Raw genomic sequence first — 21,351 nt, 5'->3', positions numbered from 1 at the left:
TCCTTCCACGACGATGTATTAATCGTCGAATTTTATTTTTTAAAAACCACATAATAAAATCGTAACAACGACAGATAAACCACAACGGCAGGGTGAGTTCATGGCAGAGGAAAATAATCATTTAATTTGGATTGATTTGGAAATGACCGGCCTTGATCCGGACAACGATGTCATCATTGAGATTGCAACCATCGTGACGGACGCACACTTAAACGTGTTGGCTGAAGGTCCGGTGTACGCGATTTCTCAAAGTGAGTCTGCTCTTGCCGCGATGGATGAGTGGAATACTCGCCAGCATGGTGGCTCAGGGTTAACCGAGCGAGTGCGCCAAAGCCAGATGACATTGGCACAGGCTGAGGCGGATACCATTGAATTTTTAAAACAATGGGTGCCGGCAGGAAAATCACCTATGTGTGGTAATTCCATCTGCCAAGACCGACGCTTTTTGGTTAAAGGTATGCCGCAGTTAGAAAAATATTTTCATTACCGTAATTTAGACGTCAGTACGTTAAAAGAATTGGCGCGGCGCTGGGCACCTGAGGTCTTGGCTGGGGTGAAAAAATCTGGTTCGCACTTGGCGTTGGATGATATTAGAGATTCCATTAATGAATTGCGTCATTATCAGGAACATTTTATTCGGCTCCCCGAGCACCAGTGATTGTCGAGCGTCCATGGTTATTGCGTTCCCATAGCTATTGAGCGTCCATGGTTATTGAGTGTCCATGGCTTTCATGGCTATTGAGAGGCCACAGTCATTGGGCGCCAGTCGTGGCGGATGTCGTCAAGGCATCACCACTTGTGGTCGGCCACTTTTCGGCGTCGCCGGTGTTTGGGGTTGTGTTGTTTTACCACCGTGTGTTGGTTCAGCGCCCACTGGATGTGTTCTTTTACCATGTCGGGTAACGGGCGGTCTTTATCGTCTAATTTTTCTGTCAACGCGTTGATGACAGACTCGGAAGTCGGAGCGTTGCCCAACCCTATCGATAAATTACGTACCCAGTTTTCATAACCGATACGTCGGATGGCAGAGCCTTCGGTACGTTGTAAATATTCTTCTTCTCGCCAAGTAAATAAGTCTACTAAATCTGCTCGATCTAAATGATGGCGTGGCTGAAAATCGTCTTCTTGAGTGAAGCGTGCGTATTTATTCCAAGGGCAAATCGCTTGGCAATCATCGCAACCAAAGACGCGATTGCCCATTGGCTCGCGAAATTCTTCTGGAATCGGGCCTTTGTTTTCAATGGTTAAATACGAAATACAACGGCGGGCGTCTAGTTCATAAGGTTTCGTAAAAGCATCAGTAGGGCATACCTTCAAGCAGGCTGTGCACTCTCCACAGCGATTTTCTTCTAGTGTGTCGTTAACGGGTAACGGCAAGTTCGTGTAAATCTCCCCTAGAAAAAACCACGAGCCGGCATTGGGGTGTATAACTAAAGAATGCTTACCCACCCAGCCGAGCCCGGCTTTTTCTGCTATGGGCCGTTCCATGACTGGTGCGCTATCAACAAAGGCTCGGTGGGAAAATGAACTAGGGTCGTGGGTTGTCTTGTTGGTTGTTCTATTGGTTGTCCTATTGGTTGTTCCATTAATCGTCCTATTGATTGGATGATGTTGTTGGGCATAGGTTTCGATTTTTCGAGCAATTGTACTGAGGCGCTTTCGAATTAGCTTGTGATAATCCCGCCCTAGGGTGTAACGCGATACGTATGCTTTTTCAGGGGATTTTAAAATTAAAATTTGATCTGTATCGGCGGGCAAATAATCCATTCGAAAACTTAATATTCTTGTGGTGCCAGGCAAGAGTTCGTCGGGTCGTGAACGTTTATTGCCATGGTCGGCCATCCATTGCATGTCTCCATGAAAGCCATTGGCGAGCCACTGCTTTAGCCGATCTTCAGCATCTGATAAATCACAATCGCTGACGCCAACTTGTTGAAATCCAAATTCTTTGGCCCACATTCGTATTTGATTCATTAATTGGGTCATGGATAGCGCATTCGACGACTCTGTCTCACAGGAGGCGTGGTGGCATTGTGGCGAAGGCGTATTGTGAGTCATATCAAGTAAGAGTGTTGGTTTTTTACGGAGTTTGTGTTCGCAAACTAAGTGTTCGCAAACTCTGTGTATTGCATGTAGCCTGCCGTATAATTTTACGGTTTTTTGAAAAGATCGTGAATGAGCAAAGCTTATCTTCCAACATTATTTGGGGTAAGGCCTTGCTCGCAACGGCGCTAAATTAAGTTTGAGAGAATATTATGCAGCCTGAATTTCAAGCGTTGGAGGGTACAACGCAGCATTTTTCGTTACCTGTGCAACTGTACACCGCACAGGCTACCCGGTTGATTGATCAACATGTGATCCAATCATTGGATATTCCCGGTGTGGTGTTGATGAAAAGAGCGGGACGTGCATGTTTTCAGGCAATACTTTCACGGTGGCCCAATGTAGATCGAATAACCATTTTTTGTGGATCAGGCAATAACGGTGGTGATGGCTATGTTATTGCGGCGCTAGCCAAGCGTCGTGGAGTTGAAGTGCAGCTATTGGCGATGAGTGCCCCTGATGATTTGAAAGGAGATGCGCTTCGCGCTTGTCAATTCGCTCAAGCAGAAGGGGTGAGTGTTGAGCAAGTGAATGAAGCCACGACGGTTGGTGCAGACATGATTTCTGGTGAAGTGATCGTTGATGCCTTACTGGGGACAGGTGCTTCTGGCAAGCTTCGTGACCGATACGCTCAGTGTGTACAAGCGATCAATAAAGCCCGTGCCCTCGGGGCAAAAGTGGTTGCGGTGGATTTACCTTCGGGCGTGAATGCCGATACGGGCGCGGTCAGTGATGTAGCGGTTGAAGCTGATCTTACTGTGACTTTTATTGGTTTGAAGTTGGGGATGTTTACAGGTCGTGGGCCTGCGCTGTGTGGTGAGGTGGTGTTTGATCACCTGGATATTCCTCCCGAGGCTTACCATGTCGCCGATACAACGGCAGAACGTTTGCGTTTACCCACGTTGTTGGGTCAGTTACCGCCTCGAATGAATGATGCCCATAAAGGGGACTTTGGGCATGTATTGGTGGTGGGAGGAGACCGTGGGTATGGCGGCGCGGCGTTGTTGGCGGCACAGGCAAGTGCACGCTGTGGCAGTGGCTTGACCAGCTTGGCTACACGGTCTGAGCATGTAGGGGCTGCCATCACTGCACATCCAGAAGTGATGGCCTTGGGGGTTCAGTCGGGGCAGGAATTGGCGGATTTACTCTCTCGGCCAACGGTATTGGCCGTTGGCCCGGGTTTAGGAAAATCCGCATGGTCTCAGCAACTGTTGCAAGCGGTTTTAAAATGTCCTTTGCCGAAAGTATTGGATGCTGATGCTCTTAACTTGCTTGCAGAAACCGATTTATTAGGCGATGCCGATAATGCTGATTTCTCTAATGTGGTGATGACTCCGCACCCTGGAGAGGCCGCACGCCTTCTGGGAATGAGCACCAAAGATATTCAGGCTGATCGCCTGTCTGCAGCACGCCAATTACGCCGGAAATTCGGTTGCACTGTGGTGTTAAAGGGGGCAGGTACGGTGGTGGCGACAACCGATGAGCAGTTGTTTATTTGCACTTTGGGGAATCCGGGTATGGCCAGCGGTGGCATGGGTGATGTGCTTACCGGGGTTATTGCCTCTCTTTTAGCGCAGGGTGTTGAGCAAAATACGGCGGCGTGCATGGCGACGGCGATACATGCCGCAGCGGGAGATTTGGCCGCAGAGGAAGACGGGCAACGAGGGTTATTGGCTCGTGATTTAATTCCCTTTATTCGAAGTTTGCTCAATGGGGTGGAGTATCACGATTCGGGCATTTTGGTGTATTAGCTTTGTTGTATTCGTTTTTTTGTGTTTATTCTGGGCGCGAGCGTGGCGAAACGTGAGCTCGTTTTATGAATTGCATAAGTTGATAAAAATCAGTTGATTAAGAATAGGAAATGGGTTGTTTGAAATGGGTGCGGATATTCATACCTCAACGTTGACAGTAACGCGCTATCTCGAAGGTGAGCCAGCCACGATTGAATTGGGTCAGCGAATGAGTCGTGCCATTACTAAAGTGTTTTCTGAGAGTGATGCGTCATTAGGGGTCGTTATTTATTTGCAAGGAGATTTGGGGGCAGGTAAGACCACGTTTAGCCGAGGTTTGCTGACGGGTTTTGGTCATCATGGTGCGGTGAAAAGCCCGACGTATACTTTGGTGGAACCTTACGAACAATTATCGCCTCGTGTGTATCATTTCGATTTGTATCGTTTGGCGGACCCTGAAGAATTAGAATTTATGGGAATTCGTGATTACTTTGAAGGTCAATCTGTGTGCTTGATGGAATGGCCATCCCGTGGGGAAGGCTTTTTACCGCCGGCCGATATTATGATTGATATTTCCGTGAAAGCACCCGGACGCTCGGCGTTGTTGACGGCGCTGAATTCCAAAGGCGAAGGGATTCTCACCTCCTTTTTATCGTAATCGAAATGTCTTGGTGATGTATTGTTGGAGTGATCGGGGCATTTTGCAGTGTGGTTTTTTCTTCATTTTAGTATTTTTACTTCACTTCAGTGGCGATTGGGTCACTATTCAGGGTAGGTTAAAATGATAGGCACACACTACAGAGAGTTTTTAAAGGTTATTTCTAAAGGCCATTTCACGAAGTGAATTTGCCTTGGTGAAATTGATGAGGGCTTTCAGTAAACGGGGATTGGTGTCTAAACTATAAACAAGCGCCAATTTATGTTGATATCGTTGAATGATTGAAATTGGAAAGTAGGGTGCACGGGGGGTAGATGGTTATTTTGATTCAGCGATTGCAACGATGTTGGTTGTCGTTAAGACATCGCGGAGGGAAGTGCTTAGGTTACGGTTTAATCCTATTAAGCTCCGTCGTTGTTAATATTGAAACTCTGGCTGCTGATGTTGAAGGGGTGCGTTTGTGGCGTGCCCCTGACAATACACGTTTAGTCTTTGACTTATCCCATCCTGCCGAACATAAGTTATTTACGTTGTCATCCCCTTCTCGTCTTGTTATCGATATTGAAAATACGCAATTGTCTGCCTCCTTTAACGATCTTGAATTAGAGAATACGCCCATTGCTCGCATCCGATCTGCAGTGCGTAACAAGAAAAATTTACGCGTGGTGTTGGATTTAAAAGCGGACATCAAACCCAAAAGTTTTGCATTGCTTAAAAACGCTGACAAGCCAGATCGTCTTGTGGTGGATTTATACGATGATGTAAAAAAATCCACCGTGAAAACCGTCGCAACGGCACGAGCCGATTCTGGAAATCAGAGAAGAGATATTTTGATTGCTGTCGATGCAGGCCATGGTGGTGAAGACCCAGGTGCAAGTGGCCCTGGCCGACTCAGAGAAAAAGATGTTGTGTTGGCCATTGCGAAAGAATTAGCAAAATTGATTGATGCCGAGTCTGGATTTAAATCGAATTTAGTGCGCACTGGAGACTATTACATTCCTTTGTATAAGCGTCGTGATCACGCACGTAATGCGCGTGCGGATTTGTTTGTTTCTGTCCATGCGGATGCGTTTCACAAGCCTCAGGCAAAAGGCGCCTCGGTGTTTGCGTTGTCTCGAAAAGGAGCATCGTCGGAAACAGCACGTTTTTTGGCAAAAAACGAAAATAAATCTGACCTTATTGGGGGCGTTGGGAATGTAGATTTGGGCAGTAAAAGCCCGGATGTGCAAAGCGTGTTGGTGGATTTATCCATGACCGCGACGTTGAGTTCGAGCCTTGAGGTGGGGGATAAAGTTTTAAAGTCCATGGGTAAGGTGGCAAAACTCCATAAAAGCCATGTGGAACAGGCAGGGTTTGCGGTGCTGAAATCGCCAGATGTTCCATCCATTTTGGTGGAAACCGGTTTTATTTCCAATCCGGGTGAAGCCAAAAAACTTTCGACGCCGTCTTATCGTCGTAAGTTAGCAAAACAAATCTTTTCAGGTATTAAGTCGTATTTTTATGATAACCCTCCATCGGATTCCCTCGTCGCATGGCGCAAAAGTAAAAAAGGGAGCGGTGAAACTGTTCACGTCATTGCGTCTGGGGATACCTTATCTAAAATCGCACAGCGTTATAACATCAGTGTAAATACCCTACGGGCCCATAATGGATTACGCAGCGATTTAATTCGTGTAGGTCAGCGTATTAAAATACCCACATCTTGATCGTATGAGAGGGTCTCAAAGATAACTGAGACACGGACATGTAACTTTCAGGGCTATTTACCATCGGGCCATTCAAACAGATAGCCTTTAACCTAAATTTAAACCCAAAGTCTCAAGTGCTTTCTGTAATGGTACAAGCAACTTGAGTGCGACAGTATTCATGGCAAAAATTCGATTATTAAGTCCGCGTTTGGCAAACCAGATTGCTGCCGGAGAAGTAGTAGAGCGACCGGCGTCTGTCATTAAAGAATTATTGGAAAACAGCATTGATGCTGGTGCGACCCATTTGCATATCGATATTGAGCAGGGTGGCGTTAAGCTCATGCGTGTGCGTGATAATGGTTGTGGTATTGAGCAAGATGATTTGCCCTTGGCGTTAAGTCGTCATGCGACCAGTAAAATTTATCAGTTAGATGACCTTGAAGCGGTCTCTACATTGGGCTTTCGTGGTGAGGCCCTAGCGTCCATCAGTTCGGTGGCGCGTTTGGCCTTAACGTCGTCCACCGATGGCAATGTCGGTTGGCAGGCGAAAGCTGAGGGGCGAGACATGCAAGCGGAAACTTCGCCTGCGGCGCACCCGCAAGGCACCACTGTTGAAGTACGTGATTTGTTTTTTAATACTCCCGCACGGCGTAAATTTTTACGAACAGAAAAAACAGAGCAAAATCGAATTGACGATGTCATCAAGCGTGTGGCGTTATCGCAATTCGGTGTCGGTTTTACACTGCGCACTAACGGTAGGGTGGTTCACCAATGGCGACCGGCTACTGCTCAAATTGAACAAGAGCGAAGAGTGGCACAGGTGTGTGGACCAGCGTTTATGGAAAACGCTGTTCATATCGATATTGAGCGTACTGGATTGCGTTTGTGGGGGTGGGTTGCGTTACCTACCTTTTCCCGCAGCCAGGCGGATTTACAGCACTTTTACGTTAATGGTCGTGCCATTAGAGATAAGCTTGTGAGTCATGCGATTCGCCAAGCTTATCAGGATGTCCTTTACCATGGTCGTCATCCGGCGTTTGTATTATTCCTGGAATTGGACCCGGCCTCGGTAGATGTCAACGTACACCCTACAAAACACGAAGTGCGTTTTCGTGATAATCGTTCTGTTCACGACTTTTTATTTAAAAGTTTGCACCATGCTTTGGCAGAAGTACGACCAGCAGACCAGTTATCTGTCCATTCAGAATTAGATCATGCCGGAAATGTATCGTCAGCCACTACTCAAGAAAATGCCCCAATTACTCGCGGAGAGTTTTCAGGGCAAGGACAAATGAATCTGCAAGATTCATCAGCTCAGGCCAGCTCGAATGCACCGGTGCATTCGTATCGTCCCAAATCTTTATTTGATCCTGCTGCATCCCATGGGGCGATGGCGGTAAAAGAACAAATAGGCGCCTACGGAGCCTTGCATCCTGATCAATCAAAATCGGGTTCATCTGCAGGGTCTGCGATAGACGCGGCGCCATTTTCTCCGTCAATGTCGAGCGGTGGTGTCGAAAATACAGTGGGCCATAATATTGGTAGCGGAGAGGCCCCACCATTGGGTTATGCCATCGCTCAATTAAAAGGCATTTACATTCTGGCAGAGAATGAGCAAGGGTTGGTGGTCGTGGATATGCATGCCGCTCATGAACGAATTACGTACGAGCGAATGAAAATTTCCTTTGAAGAGAAAGGCATACAAGCGCAACCGCTTTTGGTGCCGTTAACCATCGCGGTGAGTGAGGCAGAAGCGGATTTGTCCGAGCAACAAAATGAGGTGTTTAAAAACCTTGGTTTTGAGTTACAACGTGCGGGGCCAGAAAGTTTAGTGGTTCGCCAGATTCCTGTGATTTTACAGAAAGCGAATGCAGAGAATTTGGTCAGAGATGTCTTGGCAGATTTACGAGAACACGGTGCCAGTACACGTATCCGTGAAAACATGAATGCCATTTTAGGCACCATGGCTTGTCATGGCGCGGTGCGTGCTAACCGAAAACTCACTTTGGCAGAAATGAACGCACTCTTGCGTGATATGGAGGCCACGGAACGCAGCGGGCAATGTAACCACGGGCGCCCAACCTGGGCATTACAATCTTTGGCGGAATTGGATAAATTATTCATGCGTGGTCAGTAGAAAAGTATCTGGACGCAGTGTTTTCTTTCCGGCTAAAAAAATGCCCCACGATATTAAGTGAATTCTAAGAATGTCTAACCCGATGGCTGGCCCTCATAAAGAGCAATGCTTATTGGCGCGAAACGAGCGCCCTCTGATTATTTTTCTAATGGGCCCTACCGCTTCTGGTAAAACCGATTTGGCAATGTCGATATCTAAAACATTGCCGGTGCAACTGATCAGTGTTGATTCCGCGTTGGTGTATCGAAATATGGATATTGGCTCTGCCAAACCCACACAGGAAGAGTTGGCCCAATTTCCGCATCAATTAATTGATATTCGAGATCCATCCGAGCCTTATTCTGCAGCGGATTTTTGTAAAGATGCCAAAATAGCTATTGAAGAGGCCATAGAAGCGGGGCGTATACCTTTGCTGGTGGGGGGCACGATGCTGTATTTCAAAGCCTTGTTAGAAGGTTTAGCGCCAATGCCCGTTGCCGACTCGAATATTCGTGCTCGTATTGAGCTGAAAGCCCAAAAGGAAGGGTGGCCGAGTGTGCATCGTGAATTGGCTGAGATTGACCCTGAGATGGCAGTGCAAATTCATCCGAATCATTCGCAACGTTTAAGTCGAGCCTTAGAAGTTTTTTATGCCAGTGGAAAAACCATGACTCAATTACGAGCTGAGCAGCGAGAGTCAGGGACATGGGATATACTCGAACAATACCGTGTTCATCAATTGGCGATTACGCCACGTGATCGAAGTGTCTTGCATCATCGTATTCAAAAACGCTTAGCATTAATGTTTGATGCTGGATTTGTTGATGAAGTGGAAAAACTTTATGAGCGTGGTGATTTACACGAAGAATTACCGGCGATACGTGCCGTTGGGTATCGACAGGTATGGAAATATATCGCTGGTGAGTATGATTTAGAAACAGCAAAAGAAAAATCATTAGTGGCGACACGTCAATTGGCGAAGCGCCAACTTACCTGGCTGCGGGGTTGGCAATATCCGCTGTCATGGGTTTACACGGAAAATGAATCAGGGGAGCCTTACACGCGTCGTCAAATTCTTGAACAAGCCTTGAATTTTTTGCCGTAAATGGCCATATAATGTCAGTTGATTCGCTTTCTAGTTTTTTACGCTTGTACCCCATAATGCAGTAATTTTAGGATTTTGGTGTGGGTACGTCTTTTTTATAATTAGGAGAATAAATATGTCAAAAGGGCATAGCTTACAAGACCCTTACTTAAACGTCTTACGTAAAGAACGCATTCCAGTATCCATCTACTTGGTAAATGGCATTAAGCTGCAAGGCCAAGTGGAATCTTTTGATCAATTCGTCGTATTACTGAAAAACACGGTGAGCCAAATGGTTTACAAGCACGCTATTTCCACCATTGTGCCATCGCGTGCGGTACGAGTGCCTATGCTCAACCCGGCAGCGGGTGAAGCAGAAAGCGAAGAGGCATGATTGCGCTCGCTATACTGGCGCAAGGGCAGTGCGGACGAATTGAAGCAACAGTATTGTTAGATTGAGAGGTTTAATCGTTGTTTTTTGAACGTCCGCAATCTGGTGAGCTAGCCGTATTGGTTCACTTGGATTTTTCCCAGATTGATGATCCTGATGATCCGCGAGAATTTGAAGAGTTGGCGTTATCCGCTGGCGCTGACCCTGTTGCCTTTGTAACTGGGCAAAGAGCGAAGCCGGATCCTCGTTATTTTATTGGCGGGGGTAAGCTCGAAGAAATTCGCGATATTGTCTCGACGCACAATGCCGAGTTGGTGATCTTTAATCATGCCCTATCGCCCAGCCAGGAGCGCAATGTTGAAGCTGCGTTAAAATGTCGTGTGCTCGATCGAACCGGCTTAATTCTGGATATTTTTGCACAACGTGCACGAACCCATGAGGGTAAGTTGCAGGTTGAGCTTGCTCAGTTAGAGCATATGTCCACGCGCTTAATCCGAGGTTGGACACATTTGGAAAGGCAAAAAGGCGGAATTGGTCTTAGAGGCCCGGGTGAGACACAGCTGGAAACTGACCGTCGGTTGTTACGGGCGCGTATCAAAGCCATTCAGGCTCGCTTAGATAAAGTGCGTCGGCAGCGTCAGCAAGGTCGCCGTTCAAGGCAACGCAATTCTATTCCAACAGTCTCTTTTGTTGGTTATACCAATGCCGGTAAATCCACACTCTTCAATGTCCTGACCGATTCTGATGTTTACGCTAAGGATCAGTTATTCGCTACACTCGACCCCACCATGCGCCGTATCGAGCTAAGGGATGTCGGTGCCTGTATTTTGGCCGATACCGTTGGTTTCATCAGCCATTTACCTCACCGCTTAGTTGAAGCATTTCGTGCTACGCTGGAAGAGGCATCAAACAGCGATTTACTATTGCATGTGATTGACTGTGCCGATGACGAGCGTGAGCGAAATATTATTGAAGTGCACTCTGTACTGGAAGAAATTGGAGCCGCCGATCTACCGCAATTGCGTGTTTATAATAAAATCGATTTGCTGAGCGATTTTCAACCCCGCATTGACCGAAATGAAGAAGGGCGGCCAGTCGCTGTATGGCTTTCTGCTCGCGACGGCGTTGGGCTTGAGTATTTTCATGAAGCGCTTTCGGAAATTCTGGGTGAAGATGTTGTTGATGGTTGCGTTACTCTCTCGCCAACGGATGCCAAACTGCGCGCTCAGTTGTATCAACAGCAAGCGGTGGTTAGCGAAGAGTATGCTGAGGATGGTGGCAGTGAATTGCACTTGCGCATCCCAAAGCCAGACTTAATGCGTATTCTTAGTTATATCGGTATTGATTGGAGCGACTTACGTTGGTCTGGTGACCCAAAGGCACTCAATAATTAACCCCGCCCGTTGTTGTTAAGCTGTTGTTAAGTCGGATAAACGTTGTCGGGCAGAAACAACAAACTGTTATATCCCAACCTTATGCTTGTTAGAATTCACAAGTGCTAACGGATATTGAAATAACAATATTCGTAACTACTATTCGTAACTGCTAATTAAAAGTAGTTCCTTAAGAATAGTTGATTAAGAATCTCTACTTAAGAGCGACTATAGAAGATAACGACTATAGAAAAGAACGATCACATTAGAACAATTAAATTGGAGAGTCTCTATGGCCTGGAATGAACCGGGTGGCAATAAGCAAGACCCATGGGGCGGCAAGCGCGGCGGTGATGGACCGCCCGATCTTGATGAGGCATTAAAAAAATTCCAAGAAAAATTAAATGGAATGTTTGGAGGGGGAAACAGCGGCAACTCTGGTAGCGGTGGTTCACTGCTCAGTGGCATACCCATTGGTTTGATTTTGATCATTGCCGCCACGATTTATGGCATAGCCGGCTTTTATCAGGTGAACGAACAAGAGCGTGCCGTTGTCTTGCGTTTAGGCACCTATCACTCCACGATTGGTCCAGGTCTTCATTGGAACCCACCGCTGATTGATGCCATTGAAAAAGTGAATGTCACTCGTAAACGTCTTCACAGTACGAAAGGCACCATGCTGACAGAAGACTTGAATATTGTGGACATTCGTCTCTCCGTTCAATACACCATCGGCGATGCGCGTGATTTTGCGTTGAATGTGCGGTCGCCCGAAGTGAGCTTGTATCAAGCCACTGACTCTGCTTTACGTCATGTTGTGGGGTCTAATGTCATGCATTCTGTGTTGACCGAAGGCCGCCAAGCTATTGCTTCAGATGTTCAATCACGCTTACAGCAATACTTGGATGCTTACCAAACGGGTATCTTGGTGGATAAAGTCAACGTTGAAGATTCTGCCCCACCAAGCCAAGTGCAAGCGGCGTTTGATGATGTGAACAAAGCGCGAGAAGATGAGGAGCGTGTGAAAAACGAAGCGCAAACCTACGCCAATGGTGTTGTGCCTGAAGCTCGAGGTCGCGCGCAACGAATGATCGAAGAAGCGAATGCTTACCGTGAGCAAGTCATTGCTCGTGCTCAAGGTGATGCGCAGCGTTTTGAAAAACTATTAGTCGAATACCAAAAAGCCACCGAAGTGACTCGTGAACGCTTGTATTTAGACGCTGTACAAGAAGTGATGGCCAATAGCTCTAAGGTACTGGTTGATATCGATGGTGGTAACAACATGATGTATTTACCTCTTGATAAGCTTATGGAGCGCAGTACTTCAGCGCCTGGTTACAGTGGGGCGACAGCGATTTCGCCTGAATTGCTAAGAGAAATCACTGATAGAGTCTCTGAGCAGGTTCGTAGAGATGTGATTAATAGCCGCACTTCAAGAGGGTCTCGTTAATGAACGGTAAAATAATAGGAGCCGTTATTGGCGTTTTGGCACTGATCATTGTGGCCAACAGTATTTACATCGTGAAAGAGACAGAGCGTGCGGTGTTATTGGAATTTGGTCGTTTATCTGAGCCCAATATTGAGCCAGGTTTGCACTTTAAGATTCCAATGGTTCAACAGGTGCGTAAATTTGATGCTCGTGTATTGACCTTCGATGCGCCGGAAGAGCGTTTTTTAACCCTTGAGAAAAAGGGCATGATGGTGGACTCTTTTGCGAAGTGGCGTATTCAAGATGTGAATACCTACTATAAAGCCACCAATGGTGATGAAGCTCGCGCAGAGCAGTTGTTGGCTCAGCGTATTAATGAGGGGCTTCGTAACCAGTTCGCGCAACGCAGCTTGTTGGAGGTTGTGTCTGGTGAGCGCGACCAATTAATGATTGATCTTACCAATGCGCTTAATGAATTCAGTAACTCCAGCTTGGGTATTGAAGTGGTTGATGTGAGAGTCAAGCGCATTGATTTACCGGAAGATGTGAGTGACTCCGTGTTTCGTCGTATGACTTCTGAGCGTGAACGCGAAGCGCGTGAACATCGTGCTAAAGGTCGTGAGCAAGCCGAAGTTATCCAAGCCGATGCGGATCGTCAAAAAGCGGTAATTGAAGCAGAGGCCTATCGTGATTCTGAGTACATCCGAGGTGAAGGGGATGCTCAAGCGGCGGCCATTTACGCTTCGGCCTACAATAAGGACAGAGAGTTCTACAGCTTCTTAAGAAGCTTACAAGCTTACAAACAAACCTTCAGTGGACGAGGTGATTTGTTGCTGGTTGATCCAGAAAGTGAATTCTTTCGTTACCTGAATGATCCTAAAGGCGGCGGACAATAATTCTTCATTCTTAGGTTAATGCCTAACATTTTGTGTTTTAGGCTAAACAAAGCCGCTAACTTAGTGGTAAAATTGAACAAACCGGGCCAGGCGCCCGGTTTTTTTGTGTCTTGAGGTTTTGTAACTGGGGTGAGCTCCGGTTGAAACCTGTATTGCGGCATTCTAGAACGATCACAAGTGAGACATCTATGAGCTATGCAGACCGGTGGTTGTTGCCTGACGGGGTTGATGAGATCTTACCTGCGGCGGCGGAGCAAATTGAGTCGCTGCGACGACAACTGGTGGATTTATATCATCGCTGGGGGTATGACTTGGTAATACCGCCGATGATTGAATATACAGACTCCCTACTTGTTGGACTCGGTTCCGACATTGACTTACTTACCTTCCGCCTTACCGATCAATTAAGTGGTCGGATGATGGGGCTGCGGGCAGATATGACACCGCAAATTGCCCGTATGGACGCCCACAGTTTTCGTCGTGAGGGCATCAGCCGACTTTGTTACACCGGCCATGTTATTCACGCTAAACCGAAAAACCCTTTAGCATCACGCACTCCTATTCAAGCGGGCATAGAATTGTATGGTGAGGCGGGGATTGAGGCTGATATAGAGGTCGTTTCCTTATTGCTGGAATCATTACAAACGGCAGGGTTACCAAGTCTTAATATTGATCTTGGGCACGTAGGTATTTTCCGAGCGTTATCAGAGTCGGTGAGTTTTTCGACAGAGCAAGAAAGACAGCTATTTGATTTGCTTCAGCAAAAATCCACAAAAGACATTGATGCATGGGTTGAGGCGAATGTGACCGATACCGAGAGTGCGAAATGGTTCTTTGCTTTGGCAGGTTTGGCTGGCGATGCTTCTGTTTTACAACGTGCGCGGGATGTTTTTGATCAGGCACCGGCAGAAGTCATTGCGGCGATTGATGAGCTTGAGGTGATGGCAAGTGTGATCAGCCAGCGTTATCCACAAGCGAAATTATACTTCGATTTAAGCGAGCTAAGAGGCTATCACTATCATACAGGTGTAGTCTTTGCGGCGTTTTCACCAGGGCATGGTGAAGCTATCGCCAATGGCGGGCGCTATGATCACATTGGTGAAGTTTTTGGTCATGCGAGACCTGCAACGGGTTTTTCTATCGCATTGACGACATTGCACCAGCTGTTAAGTGTGGAATACCAACCAAAGCCCGCTATTTTTGCGGCATCCACAGAAGATCCAAAACAATGGTTGGCCATTCAGGCGTTGCGTAGCCAAGGCGAGCGAGTTGTATGTGGTCTGGCAGATCAAGCTTTGGTGATTTCGGAATCTCTGTGTGATCGCCAGTTGGTATTAGAAGAGGGTGAATATTGCGTCAAGCCTTTAAATAAAAATTAAGGTATCGATGTCGCCTCAGAAAAGATGAATGAGTGTGTTGAGTGATGCACTCGCACATACAAAAACTGTTTTGTTTTAACCGTTAGTCCAAGAGAGTTGATACACGCGATGGGCAAAAATGTCGTTATTTTAGGCACCCAATGGGGTGATGAAGGAAAAGGTAAAATCGTTGATCTACTGACAGACCAAGTCAGTTTAGTGGCGCGTTTTCAAGGGGGGCATAATGCAGGCCACACGTTGGTTATTGATGGCGAAAAAACCGTCTTGCATTTGATTCCGTCTGGAATTTTACGTGACGGTGTTACCTGTTTAATTGGCAATGGTGTGGTCTTAGCACCTGATGCTTTACTAAAAGAAATGAAAGGGCTCGAAGAAAAAGGCGTGCCTGTGCGTGAGCGTCTGCGTTTATCGCCGGCTTGCCCGTTGATATTGCCTTACCATGTTGCACTCGATCAGGCCCGAGAGTTGGCGCGAGGTAATGCTAAAATCGGTACTACCGGTCGTGGTATTGGCCCAGCTTATGAAGACAAAGTCGCCCGTCGTGGTTTACGTTTGGGTGATATGTTAGACAAGGAGCGCTTTGCCGAGAAACTTAAAGACGTGCTGGCATACCATAATTTCGCCTTAACCGAATACTACAAAGTTGATGCTGTTGATTATGATAAAACATTGGCGGATGCTCTTGCCTGGGCAGAGGAATTAAAGCCATTAATCGCTGATGTCACCGATGCGTTGCATACGGCTCGTGAGTCGGGCAACAGTATTTTATTTGAAGGGGCTCAAGGTTCATTATTGGACATTGATCATGGTACCTACCCTTTTGTGACCTCATCCAACACCACGGCAGGTGGAACCGCAACCGGTTCCGGTTTTGGCCCTTTGTATCTTGATTACGTATTAGGTATTACCAAAGCTTATACCACCCGAGTGGGCTCAGGGCCTTTCCCAACGGAATTGGACGATGCAGTGGGAGAGCACTTAGGGGTAAAAGGCCATGAATTTGGTGCAACCACAGGTCGTAAGCGTCGAACAGGTTGGTTTGATGCCGTCGCGGTAAAACATGCTATTCGTATTAATTCCATTACCGGATTGTGTTTAACCAAACTGGATGTGTTGGATGGCTTAGAGAGCGTGAGTATTTGCGTGGCCTACGAAGATGCTAATGGCAACCCAGTGCCGATGCCTAGTGACGCAGAAGATTGGGCAAATGCGAAGCCCGTCTATGAGTCTATGCCGGGATGGACTGAATCTACTTTCGGTGCCAAAACGTTAGATGAATTGCCGCAAGCGGCGAGAGATTATATCAATCGTTTGGAGGAATTGGTCGGAGCTCCAGTGGACATTGTCTCTACAGGGCCAGATAGAAATGAAACGATTGTGTTACGTCACCCATTTGATGAGTAACTATTCACGCAGGGATTAATTACTCATGTCTCCATCGGAGTGATGATTTAATGATTTTTACGCCGCGTGGCGCATAGAATCGTTATTTTAAAAAAGGTCGGCAATGCCGGCCTTTTTTATTTCTCATTAAAATTAAAATTTTATTTTTTTATAAATTTTGATTCTCAAACGGTTGTGGTCACTGAGTTAGGTCAAGGTAGAATATGGCTAACGTAGATGATCAATTACTCTGATCTCGAATTCGCAGCCGTATATTTACTGCTTAATATGCAGCAGTGTTTTGTATTTTTTGAGCGAATTAAAACTATTCATGGTGCTTTTTAAGCATTATGAATTCGGAGGTGTGCAGTATTGGTTATTTAAGCTAAGGAAACTGAAATTAAGGAAGAGGACGAGAAATTATGTCAGCGCATCAAGACATTACTCAAATATTAGGTCGTCATGCCGTTGGTGATTTGTCAGGTTTTAATGATGTTTATGCTGCAGTGTATTCAGAGCTAAAGTCTATTGCTCGATATCAGTTGCGCAAAGCTTGGTCGATCGATAATTTAAATGCCACTATTTTAGTGAACGAAGCTTACATTAAATTAAGTGCACCAGACTCATTACGTATTGAAAATAGAAAACATTTTTTTGCATTGGCCGCACGGGCCATGCGTCAAGTTCTTGTGAATCACATTGAGCAGCAGTATGCGCAGAAGCGCGGTGGAGATTGGCTGCAGCAAACCTATACCGAATCCATTTTTGATCATCAATCACCCGAAGAAGAATTTTTATTTATCAATGAAGTGATTGATAAAGTTCGCAACATCAGTGACGACCTTGCTAATCTCATTGAGTTGAAATGTTTTGGAGGGATGACTGAGGTTGAGATTGCTGAATTGCTGTCTGTTCATGTTCGAACGGTAAGAAGAAATTGGCAAAAGGCAAAGCTACTTTTGTTGAAAATCATGGATGAAAAATCATCGTTATGCCATTAACCTATTCAGGTGAACAGTGGAAAAAAATGGATGCCTTATTGGATAATATTTTAAGGCATCCGGAGGATGAGTGGGGTCATGTCTTAGAGAGATTAGTAAAAAAAGAGGATGAGACTTATCAAGAAATAAAAAAAATGCTCGATTTGTACAGAAAGGAAGCCAGTTTATTAGAAGCGATAACGGGAAAATTCTTTCAGTCAAAATTGAAAATTTCTTCTCCCTCATGGATTGGGACAGCTTCAGAGTTCACTTTTCAAAAAATTGGCCCTTATCGAATTTCTGGCACTTTAGGTCAAGGCGGTATGGGTGTTGTTTTTCTGGGTGAAAGAGATGATGGTGAATTTGAGCAGAAAGTAGCCATCAAAGTCTTAAATAAAGACAGTCAAGCACAAAGTGTCTTGGCTCGTTTCCAGCGTGAAAAGCAAGTCCTTGCTACCTTAAACCACCCTAATATAGCGCGCTTTTACGATGGAGGCGTCACCGAGAAAGGTTTTCCTTATTTTATAATGGAATACGTAGAGGGTGTTCGAATTGATGAGTATTGTCAATCTCACTCACTGTGTGCGGATAAAATATTTTCCTTGTTATTACAATTGGTGGATGCACTGTTTTTTGCGCATAGTCATTTAGTGGTGCATCGTGATATTAAGCCTTCTAATATTTTAGTAACAGAGGAGGGGGTTCTAAAATTATTGGATTTTGGTATTGCGAAATTGGTTGGTGATCATGATCAGGTAAACGAAACCACAACAGCTGAACAGGTATTGACGCCAGGGGTTGCTGCACCGGAGCAAATAAAAAACGAAACCATTACAGTAGCGACCGATGTTTATCAAGTTGGTATTGTTACCTACCAGCTTTTTTGTCAAAAACACCCTTATGCCCATTGTGCAAGCTCTCTGGCGAGAATGGTTGAAACCATTTGTACTCAATCGCCGGACCCACCCAGTTGGTTTTTTTCCTTTTCTATCGCCAGTGATAAGCGAAAAGATATTGATGCCATTATCTTAAAAATGCTACGCAATGATCCACTGGAAAGATATGAATCGATGTCCTCTTTGCGTCAGGACTTTATTGCCTATTTAAATAATACGCCTATTGCTGCAAGGGGAGATGCACTGTCCTATCGTGCGCGTAAATTTGTTCAAACCCATTGGCGTGGCCTTTTGGTCAGTGCTGCATTTGTGATGCTGCTGGTGTCGTACGCTGTTACGGTGACTGTCCAACGTCATGAAATCAGTAAAGCGTTGCAAATAAGCGAAGTTGAGCAAAAGAAATCTCAACAAGTGTCTGAGTTTCTTACGGGTATTTTTAAAGCGGCAGACCCTAATGTATCGGGTTTGGATGTGATTACTGCTCAGGATTTACTAGAGCGGGGTGAGCAGAGAATACTGAATGAATTGCATACTGTTCCGGCTGTTCAAGCTCATTTGTTATCTCTATTCGGAGAAATATACCATTGGCAAGGTGATTATGCTGAAAGCGTTCGATATTTTGAAAGTGCAGTCCACCATTATGATCAAATTGATGTTATTACTTCTTTATCTCAGGTAAAAGCAACCCGTCAACTGGCTGAAAGTTATATGCGATTAGGCCAGAATGATAAGGCGGAGGCATTAATTGATCAGCTTGAATGGTTTTTTCAGATTTATACGCTTCCCGAAAATGAAAGTGAGACACGGTATTTTGAGATCGAATATGCTGTTTTGCTCGGTATGAAAGGTAATTTTTCAAAGATACAGGGGAATTTTTTACAATCTGAGCAATTGCTTCAAGAGGCGGTTAGCCACCTACGTGGCTTATATACCGGCCAAGAGGGGGATGCATTTCAGTTGTCGATTTCTTTAAATAACCTTGCGTTAGTCCAGCTAATGTTGGGAAAGTTTGATGAGGCCGTTGAAAATATTAATAAAGCCATTCAGTTGCAAAGCCGAAATTCAAAGTACATGCATGTTAATCATACTGTGCAATTTACGAATTTGGCCCTTGCATTAATTGATATGGAAATGTTTGATGAGGCGATGCAAAGTGCTGAAAAGGCATTGGTTCTTCAAAAGCAACTCTTTGGTGAAAAAGATAACTATTTTGTGGCAACCACGTTAAGAACCCAAGGGATTATCAAATACTACCAAGGCGAGTATGAGCGTGGATTGGTTTTATTAGAAGACGCCATTCGAATTAGAAAAACGTTGCGTCATACTGATCGCATAGAATATGTATTTGATTTGCTCTGGCTGGGGCTTGTTCAACAAGAGCAGAAAAAATTTCAAGCAGCAGAAGAAAGTTATAAGGTGATGATGGAAAATATTCACCGATTAGAGTTGAACAATGATCTTGTGGGTGTTGGTGTGACATTACAGGCGTCGTTGGCTTTTGTGCAAGGCGATAAACAAGGAGCGGAATTGCTTTATCAGAGGGCATTAAATATTATGTCTGAGGGGAGTTTATGGCGTGCCACCGCTGAGGTGGGGTTAAGCTCGATGTATTTGTTTAATGATGAATTCGATCTTGCGTTAGCGGGATTAAAACGAGCTTATCAAATTAGAGAGAAAAGATACCCAAATCACCACAGTAAAATACGCGAAATAGCGCTGATGGAAAGAGTGTATTCTTCTCTCACCGACAAAGATAAAAATCAACTTGTTACATTGCGCACAGAGATGGATAGGGCAGATGTTTATCCGGAATTCTTTTTTCGCGGTATACGTACACTGCTGCCGGGACAGTTAGATCGTGCCATAGAAAAACAGTGAGTATGGTTCTATAGCACGATTTCTATTTATCGTAATGAGGGTTAGTCGTATTCCAAACTAATATGGAATTGGCCAGCCGTTTCGTGAATAGTATTGTTCAAAACAGACAGGAACATCAACGTTTTCTCCTTCGCTTTCTTCCTCATCGTTATCTTCAGAGGTGTCATCTTCCTCTTTCGGGTCGTCATTGGAAGGCTGAGGAATGGCGCTGAGGTTTCCTACACAGGGTTTTTTTACTATATCGATACTTAATACACTTTCCCCCTCCTCGGAAGAGAGGTAATCATCGAGTACGGTTCGATAAACAATGGCTGAGAAGCTCGGAACACAAAAGCCGGTTTTATTCATTCTCTCCCAGTAGATTGGGCATTTTTTAGCTGGAATTTTAATGCCGAAACTCTCTTTGTGGGAACTGCGTTTGACAATTTTTTGATCGAGACACAATGGTTTACCAGGAGTTTTCATGTAGCCCTTGGCGCACTGCCTTAATGCGGGTGTTTGTAGTACGGTTTTAAGTGGAGACGTTATTTTTTGAGAGACTACAGGTACGCATTGGGTGGAGCTTGGGGCTTGTTGAAAGCCTTTTGGGCATCGCAATTTGGGGAAGACCAATTTACCACGATTTTTTATGAGTTTAATGGCGAGGTAATCGGCGGCACAGTAATGTTGTTCCTCAATAGGTAAATATCCATAAGCGCAATATTCTTTACTGAGGTTACGTTCGATAAAGCGCATACTTTTATGGTTGATGTCTAGCTTGATTTGTTTGGGCTTGACGCACATGTCTGTGCCTTCAATAGGCACGTGTTCTTTCTCTACGCATTCGCCGTCGTATTGGAAGCTGATGCTCTGGAGTAATGAAGGAGCAATACACACGGGCGATTCAAAGTCATGTAGCAGTACGTGAGAGGCACTGCACTCCTGAGTATTATGATGGTTACTTATTAACACCAAAGAGCGATGGTTTGCGTGGGTAGAAAAGGCAGTGGTTAAGAGTAAAAATGAAACAGCGATTGTCCAGTGTATCTTGTTAAGTATCATAATTTCGTCCTTGTAAAGTCCTGATTGTGGGAACAATGATACTTACCGGAACGAGTGAAATATGAGGACAGTTTGGGGAAATTTTTTTAATCGCTCTGGGTGGGGTAGGTCAATACGCGAATATTTAGGGCAAAAAAAAGCCCATTGTTTACCAATGGGCTGAGCTAGCGAATGTATCCTGGATGAAATACATTTTGACTCTGGGAAGTGCTCAACCTATGAAACTACCACGATTCAGCGCCAAGAGGTCGGGCGCCTATTTTCATAAGGAGCAAGAGGCTCGTGTCTCGGGCTGCGATAGCCCATCCACTGAGGCTTACAATATC

The 21,351-nt window shown here is 45.4% G+C and carries 16 protein-coding genes; 14 read left to right on the top strand and 2 right to left on the bottom strand.

The window, feature by feature from the left end:
- Nucleotides 1–100 precede the first annotated feature (100 nt).
- Complete coding sequence (gene orn / locus LU351_RS12000) at nucleotides 101–658, top strand: oligoribonuclease (protein WP_232594317.1); 558 nt, start codon at nucleotides 101–103, stop codon at nucleotides 656–658.
- A gap of 131 nt (nucleotides 659–789) precedes the next feature.
- On the opposite strand, the gene queG is transcribed toward orn, so the two are convergent.
- Nucleotides 790–2,058, bottom strand: coding sequence for a tRNA epoxyqueuosine(34) reductase QueG (gene queG, locus LU351_RS11995; RefSeq protein WP_416053951.1), 1,269 nt, complete (start codon nucleotides 2,056–2,058; stop codon nucleotides 790–792).
- A 197-nt stretch (nucleotides 2,059–2,255) separates the two neighbouring features.
- Between queG and LU351_RS11990 the strand changes: the two genes are divergently transcribed.
- The 13 genes from LU351_RS11990 to LU351_RS11930 all read left to right on the top strand — a co-directional run bounded on the left by LU351_RS11990 (nucleotide 2,256) and on the right by LU351_RS11930 (nucleotide 19,984).
- Nucleotides 2,256–3,854 (top strand): NAD(P)H-hydrate dehydratase, encoded by a 1,599-nt coding sequence (locus LU351_RS11990; RefSeq protein WP_232594316.1) that lies wholly within the window; start codon nucleotides 2,256–2,258, stop codon nucleotides 3,852–3,854.
- A gap of 124 nt (nucleotides 3,855–3,978) precedes the next feature.
- Nucleotides 3,979–4,491: a tRNA (adenosine(37)-N6)-threonylcarbamoyltransferase complex ATPase subunit type 1 TsaE gene (gene tsaE / locus LU351_RS11985; RefSeq protein WP_232594315.1), complete on the top strand. Its 513-nt coding sequence runs from the start codon at nucleotides 3,979–3,981 to the stop codon at nucleotides 4,489–4,491.
- Between the two features lie 314 nt (nucleotides 4,492–4,805).
- Nucleotides 4,806–6,197, top strand: a complete 1,392-nt coding sequence (locus LU351_RS11980) for an N-acetylmuramoyl-L-alanine amidase (RefSeq protein WP_232594314.1) — start codon at nucleotides 4,806–4,808, stop codon at nucleotides 6,195–6,197.
- Between the two features lie 160 nt (nucleotides 6,198–6,357).
- The gene (mutL, locus tag LU351_RS11975) at nucleotides 6,358–8,316 is read left to right on the top strand and encodes a DNA mismatch repair endonuclease MutL (protein WP_232594313.1); all 1,959 of its coding nucleotides are present in this window, start codon (nucleotides 6,358–6,360) and stop codon (nucleotides 8,314–8,316) included.
- Between the two features lie 70 nt (nucleotides 8,317–8,386).
- Nucleotides 8,387–9,400 (top strand): tRNA (adenosine(37)-N6)-dimethylallyltransferase MiaA, encoded by a 1,014-nt coding sequence (gene miaA, locus LU351_RS11970; RefSeq protein WP_232594312.1) that lies wholly within the window; start codon nucleotides 8,387–8,389, stop codon nucleotides 9,398–9,400.
- 115 nt (nucleotides 9,401–9,515) lie between these two features.
- Nucleotides 9,516–9,773, top strand: a complete 258-nt coding sequence (gene hfq, locus LU351_RS11965; protein ID WP_232594311.1) for an RNA chaperone Hfq — start codon at nucleotides 9,516–9,518, stop codon at nucleotides 9,771–9,773.
- Between the two features lie 77 nt (nucleotides 9,774–9,850).
- On the top strand, nucleotides 9,851–11,164 hold the full coding sequence (gene hflX / locus LU351_RS11960) for a ribosome rescue GTPase HflX (protein ID WP_232594310.1): 1,314 nt from the start codon (nucleotides 9,851–9,853) through the stop codon (nucleotides 11,162–11,164).
- A 271-nt stretch (nucleotides 11,165–11,435) separates the two neighbouring features.
- Nucleotides 11,436–12,593 (top strand): FtsH protease activity modulator HflK, encoded by a 1,158-nt coding sequence (gene hflK, locus LU351_RS11955; RefSeq protein WP_232594309.1) that lies wholly within the window; start codon nucleotides 11,436–11,438, stop codon nucleotides 12,591–12,593.
- On the top strand, nucleotides 12,593–13,468 hold the full coding sequence (hflC, locus tag LU351_RS11950) for a protease modulator HflC (RefSeq protein ID WP_232594308.1): 876 nt from the start codon (nucleotides 12,593–12,595) through the stop codon (nucleotides 13,466–13,468). The genes hflK and hflC overlap by 1 nt, the downstream gene beginning before the upstream one ends.
- A gap of 188 nt (nucleotides 13,469–13,656) precedes the next feature.
- Complete coding sequence (locus LU351_RS11945) at nucleotides 13,657–14,847, top strand: ATP phosphoribosyltransferase regulatory subunit (protein ID WP_232594307.1); 1,191 nt, start codon at nucleotides 13,657–13,659, stop codon at nucleotides 14,845–14,847.
- Between the two features lie 108 nt (nucleotides 14,848–14,955).
- Nucleotides 14,956–16,251, top strand: a complete 1,296-nt coding sequence (locus LU351_RS11940) for an adenylosuccinate synthase (protein WP_232594306.1) — start codon at nucleotides 14,956–14,958, stop codon at nucleotides 16,249–16,251.
- 401 nt (nucleotides 16,252–16,652) lie between these two features.
- Nucleotides 16,653–17,231 carry an ECF-type sigma factor gene (locus LU351_RS11935; protein ID WP_232594305.1) on the top strand — a complete coding sequence of 193 codons (579 nt, stop codon included), beginning with the start codon at nucleotides 16,653–16,655 and terminating at the stop codon, nucleotides 17,229–17,231.
- The gene (locus tag LU351_RS11930; RefSeq protein ID WP_232594304.1) at nucleotides 17,222–19,984 is read left to right on the top strand and encodes a serine/threonine-protein kinase; all 2,763 of its coding nucleotides are present in this window, start codon (nucleotides 17,222–17,224) and stop codon (nucleotides 19,982–19,984) included. The genes LU351_RS11935 and LU351_RS11930 overlap by 10 nt, the downstream gene beginning before the upstream one ends.
- A 57-nt stretch (nucleotides 19,985–20,041) precedes the next feature.
- On the opposite strand, the gene LU351_RS11925 is transcribed toward LU351_RS11930, so the two are convergent.
- A complete protein-coding gene (locus tag LU351_RS11925; RefSeq protein ID WP_232594303.1) occupies nucleotides 20,042–21,025 on the bottom strand; it encodes a hypothetical protein in 984 nt (327 codons plus the stop codon).
- Between the last annotated feature and the right edge of the window lie 326 nt (nucleotides 21,026–21,351).

Source organism: Marinibactrum halimedae (genome assembly GCF_021234875.1).
Lineage (GTDB): Bacteria > Pseudomonadota > Gammaproteobacteria > Pseudomonadales > Cellvibrionaceae > Marinibactrum > Marinibactrum halimedae.
This window is presented reverse-complemented; position numbering and strand designations above follow the sequence as displayed.

Bases quoted from the DNA above. Each gene is read 5' to 3' on its own strand.
- orn (WP_232594317.1), top strand. From the start codon at position 101: ATGGCAGAGGAAAATAATCATTTAATTTGGATTGATTTGGAAATGACC.
- queG (WP_416053951.1), bottom strand. From the start codon at position 2,058: ATGACTCACAATACGCCTTCGCCACAATGCCACCACGCCTCCTGTGAG.
- LU351_RS11990 (WP_232594316.1), top strand. From the start codon at position 2,256: ATGCAGCCTGAATTTCAAGCGTTGGAGGGTACAACGCAGCATTTTTCG.
- tsaE (WP_232594315.1), top strand. From the start codon at position 3,979: ATGGGTGCGGATATTCATACCTCAACGTTGACAGTAACGCGCTATCTC.
- LU351_RS11980 (WP_232594314.1), top strand. From the start codon at position 4,806: ATGGTTATTTTGATTCAGCGATTGCAACGATGTTGGTTGTCGTTAAGA.
- mutL (WP_232594313.1), top strand. From the start codon at position 6,358: ATGGCAAAAATTCGATTATTAAGTCCGCGTTTGGCAAACCAGATTGCT.
- miaA (WP_232594312.1), top strand. From the start codon at position 8,387: ATGTCTAACCCGATGGCTGGCCCTCATAAAGAGCAATGCTTATTGGCG.
- hfq (WP_232594311.1), top strand. From the start codon at position 9,516: ATGTCAAAAGGGCATAGCTTACAAGACCCTTACTTAAACGTCTTACGT.
- hflK (WP_232594309.1), top strand. From the start codon at position 11,436: ATGGCCTGGAATGAACCGGGTGGCAATAAGCAAGACCCATGGGGCGGC.
- hflC (WP_232594308.1), top strand. From the start codon at position 12,593: ATGAACGGTAAAATAATAGGAGCCGTTATTGGCGTTTTGGCACTGATC.
- LU351_RS11945 (WP_232594307.1), top strand. From the start codon at position 13,657: ATGAGCTATGCAGACCGGTGGTTGTTGCCTGACGGGGTTGATGAGATC.
- LU351_RS11940 (WP_232594306.1), top strand. From the start codon at position 14,956: ATGGGCAAAAATGTCGTTATTTTAGGCACCCAATGGGGTGATGAAGGA.
- LU351_RS11935 (WP_232594305.1), top strand. From the start codon at position 16,653: ATGTCAGCGCATCAAGACATTACTCAAATATTAGGTCGTCATGCCGTT.
- LU351_RS11930 (WP_232594304.1), top strand. From the start codon at position 17,222: ATGCCATTAACCTATTCAGGTGAACAGTGGAAAAAAATGGATGCCTTA.
- LU351_RS11925 (WP_232594303.1), bottom strand. From the start codon at position 21,025: ATGATACTTAACAAGATACACTGGACAATCGCTGTTTCATTTTTACTC.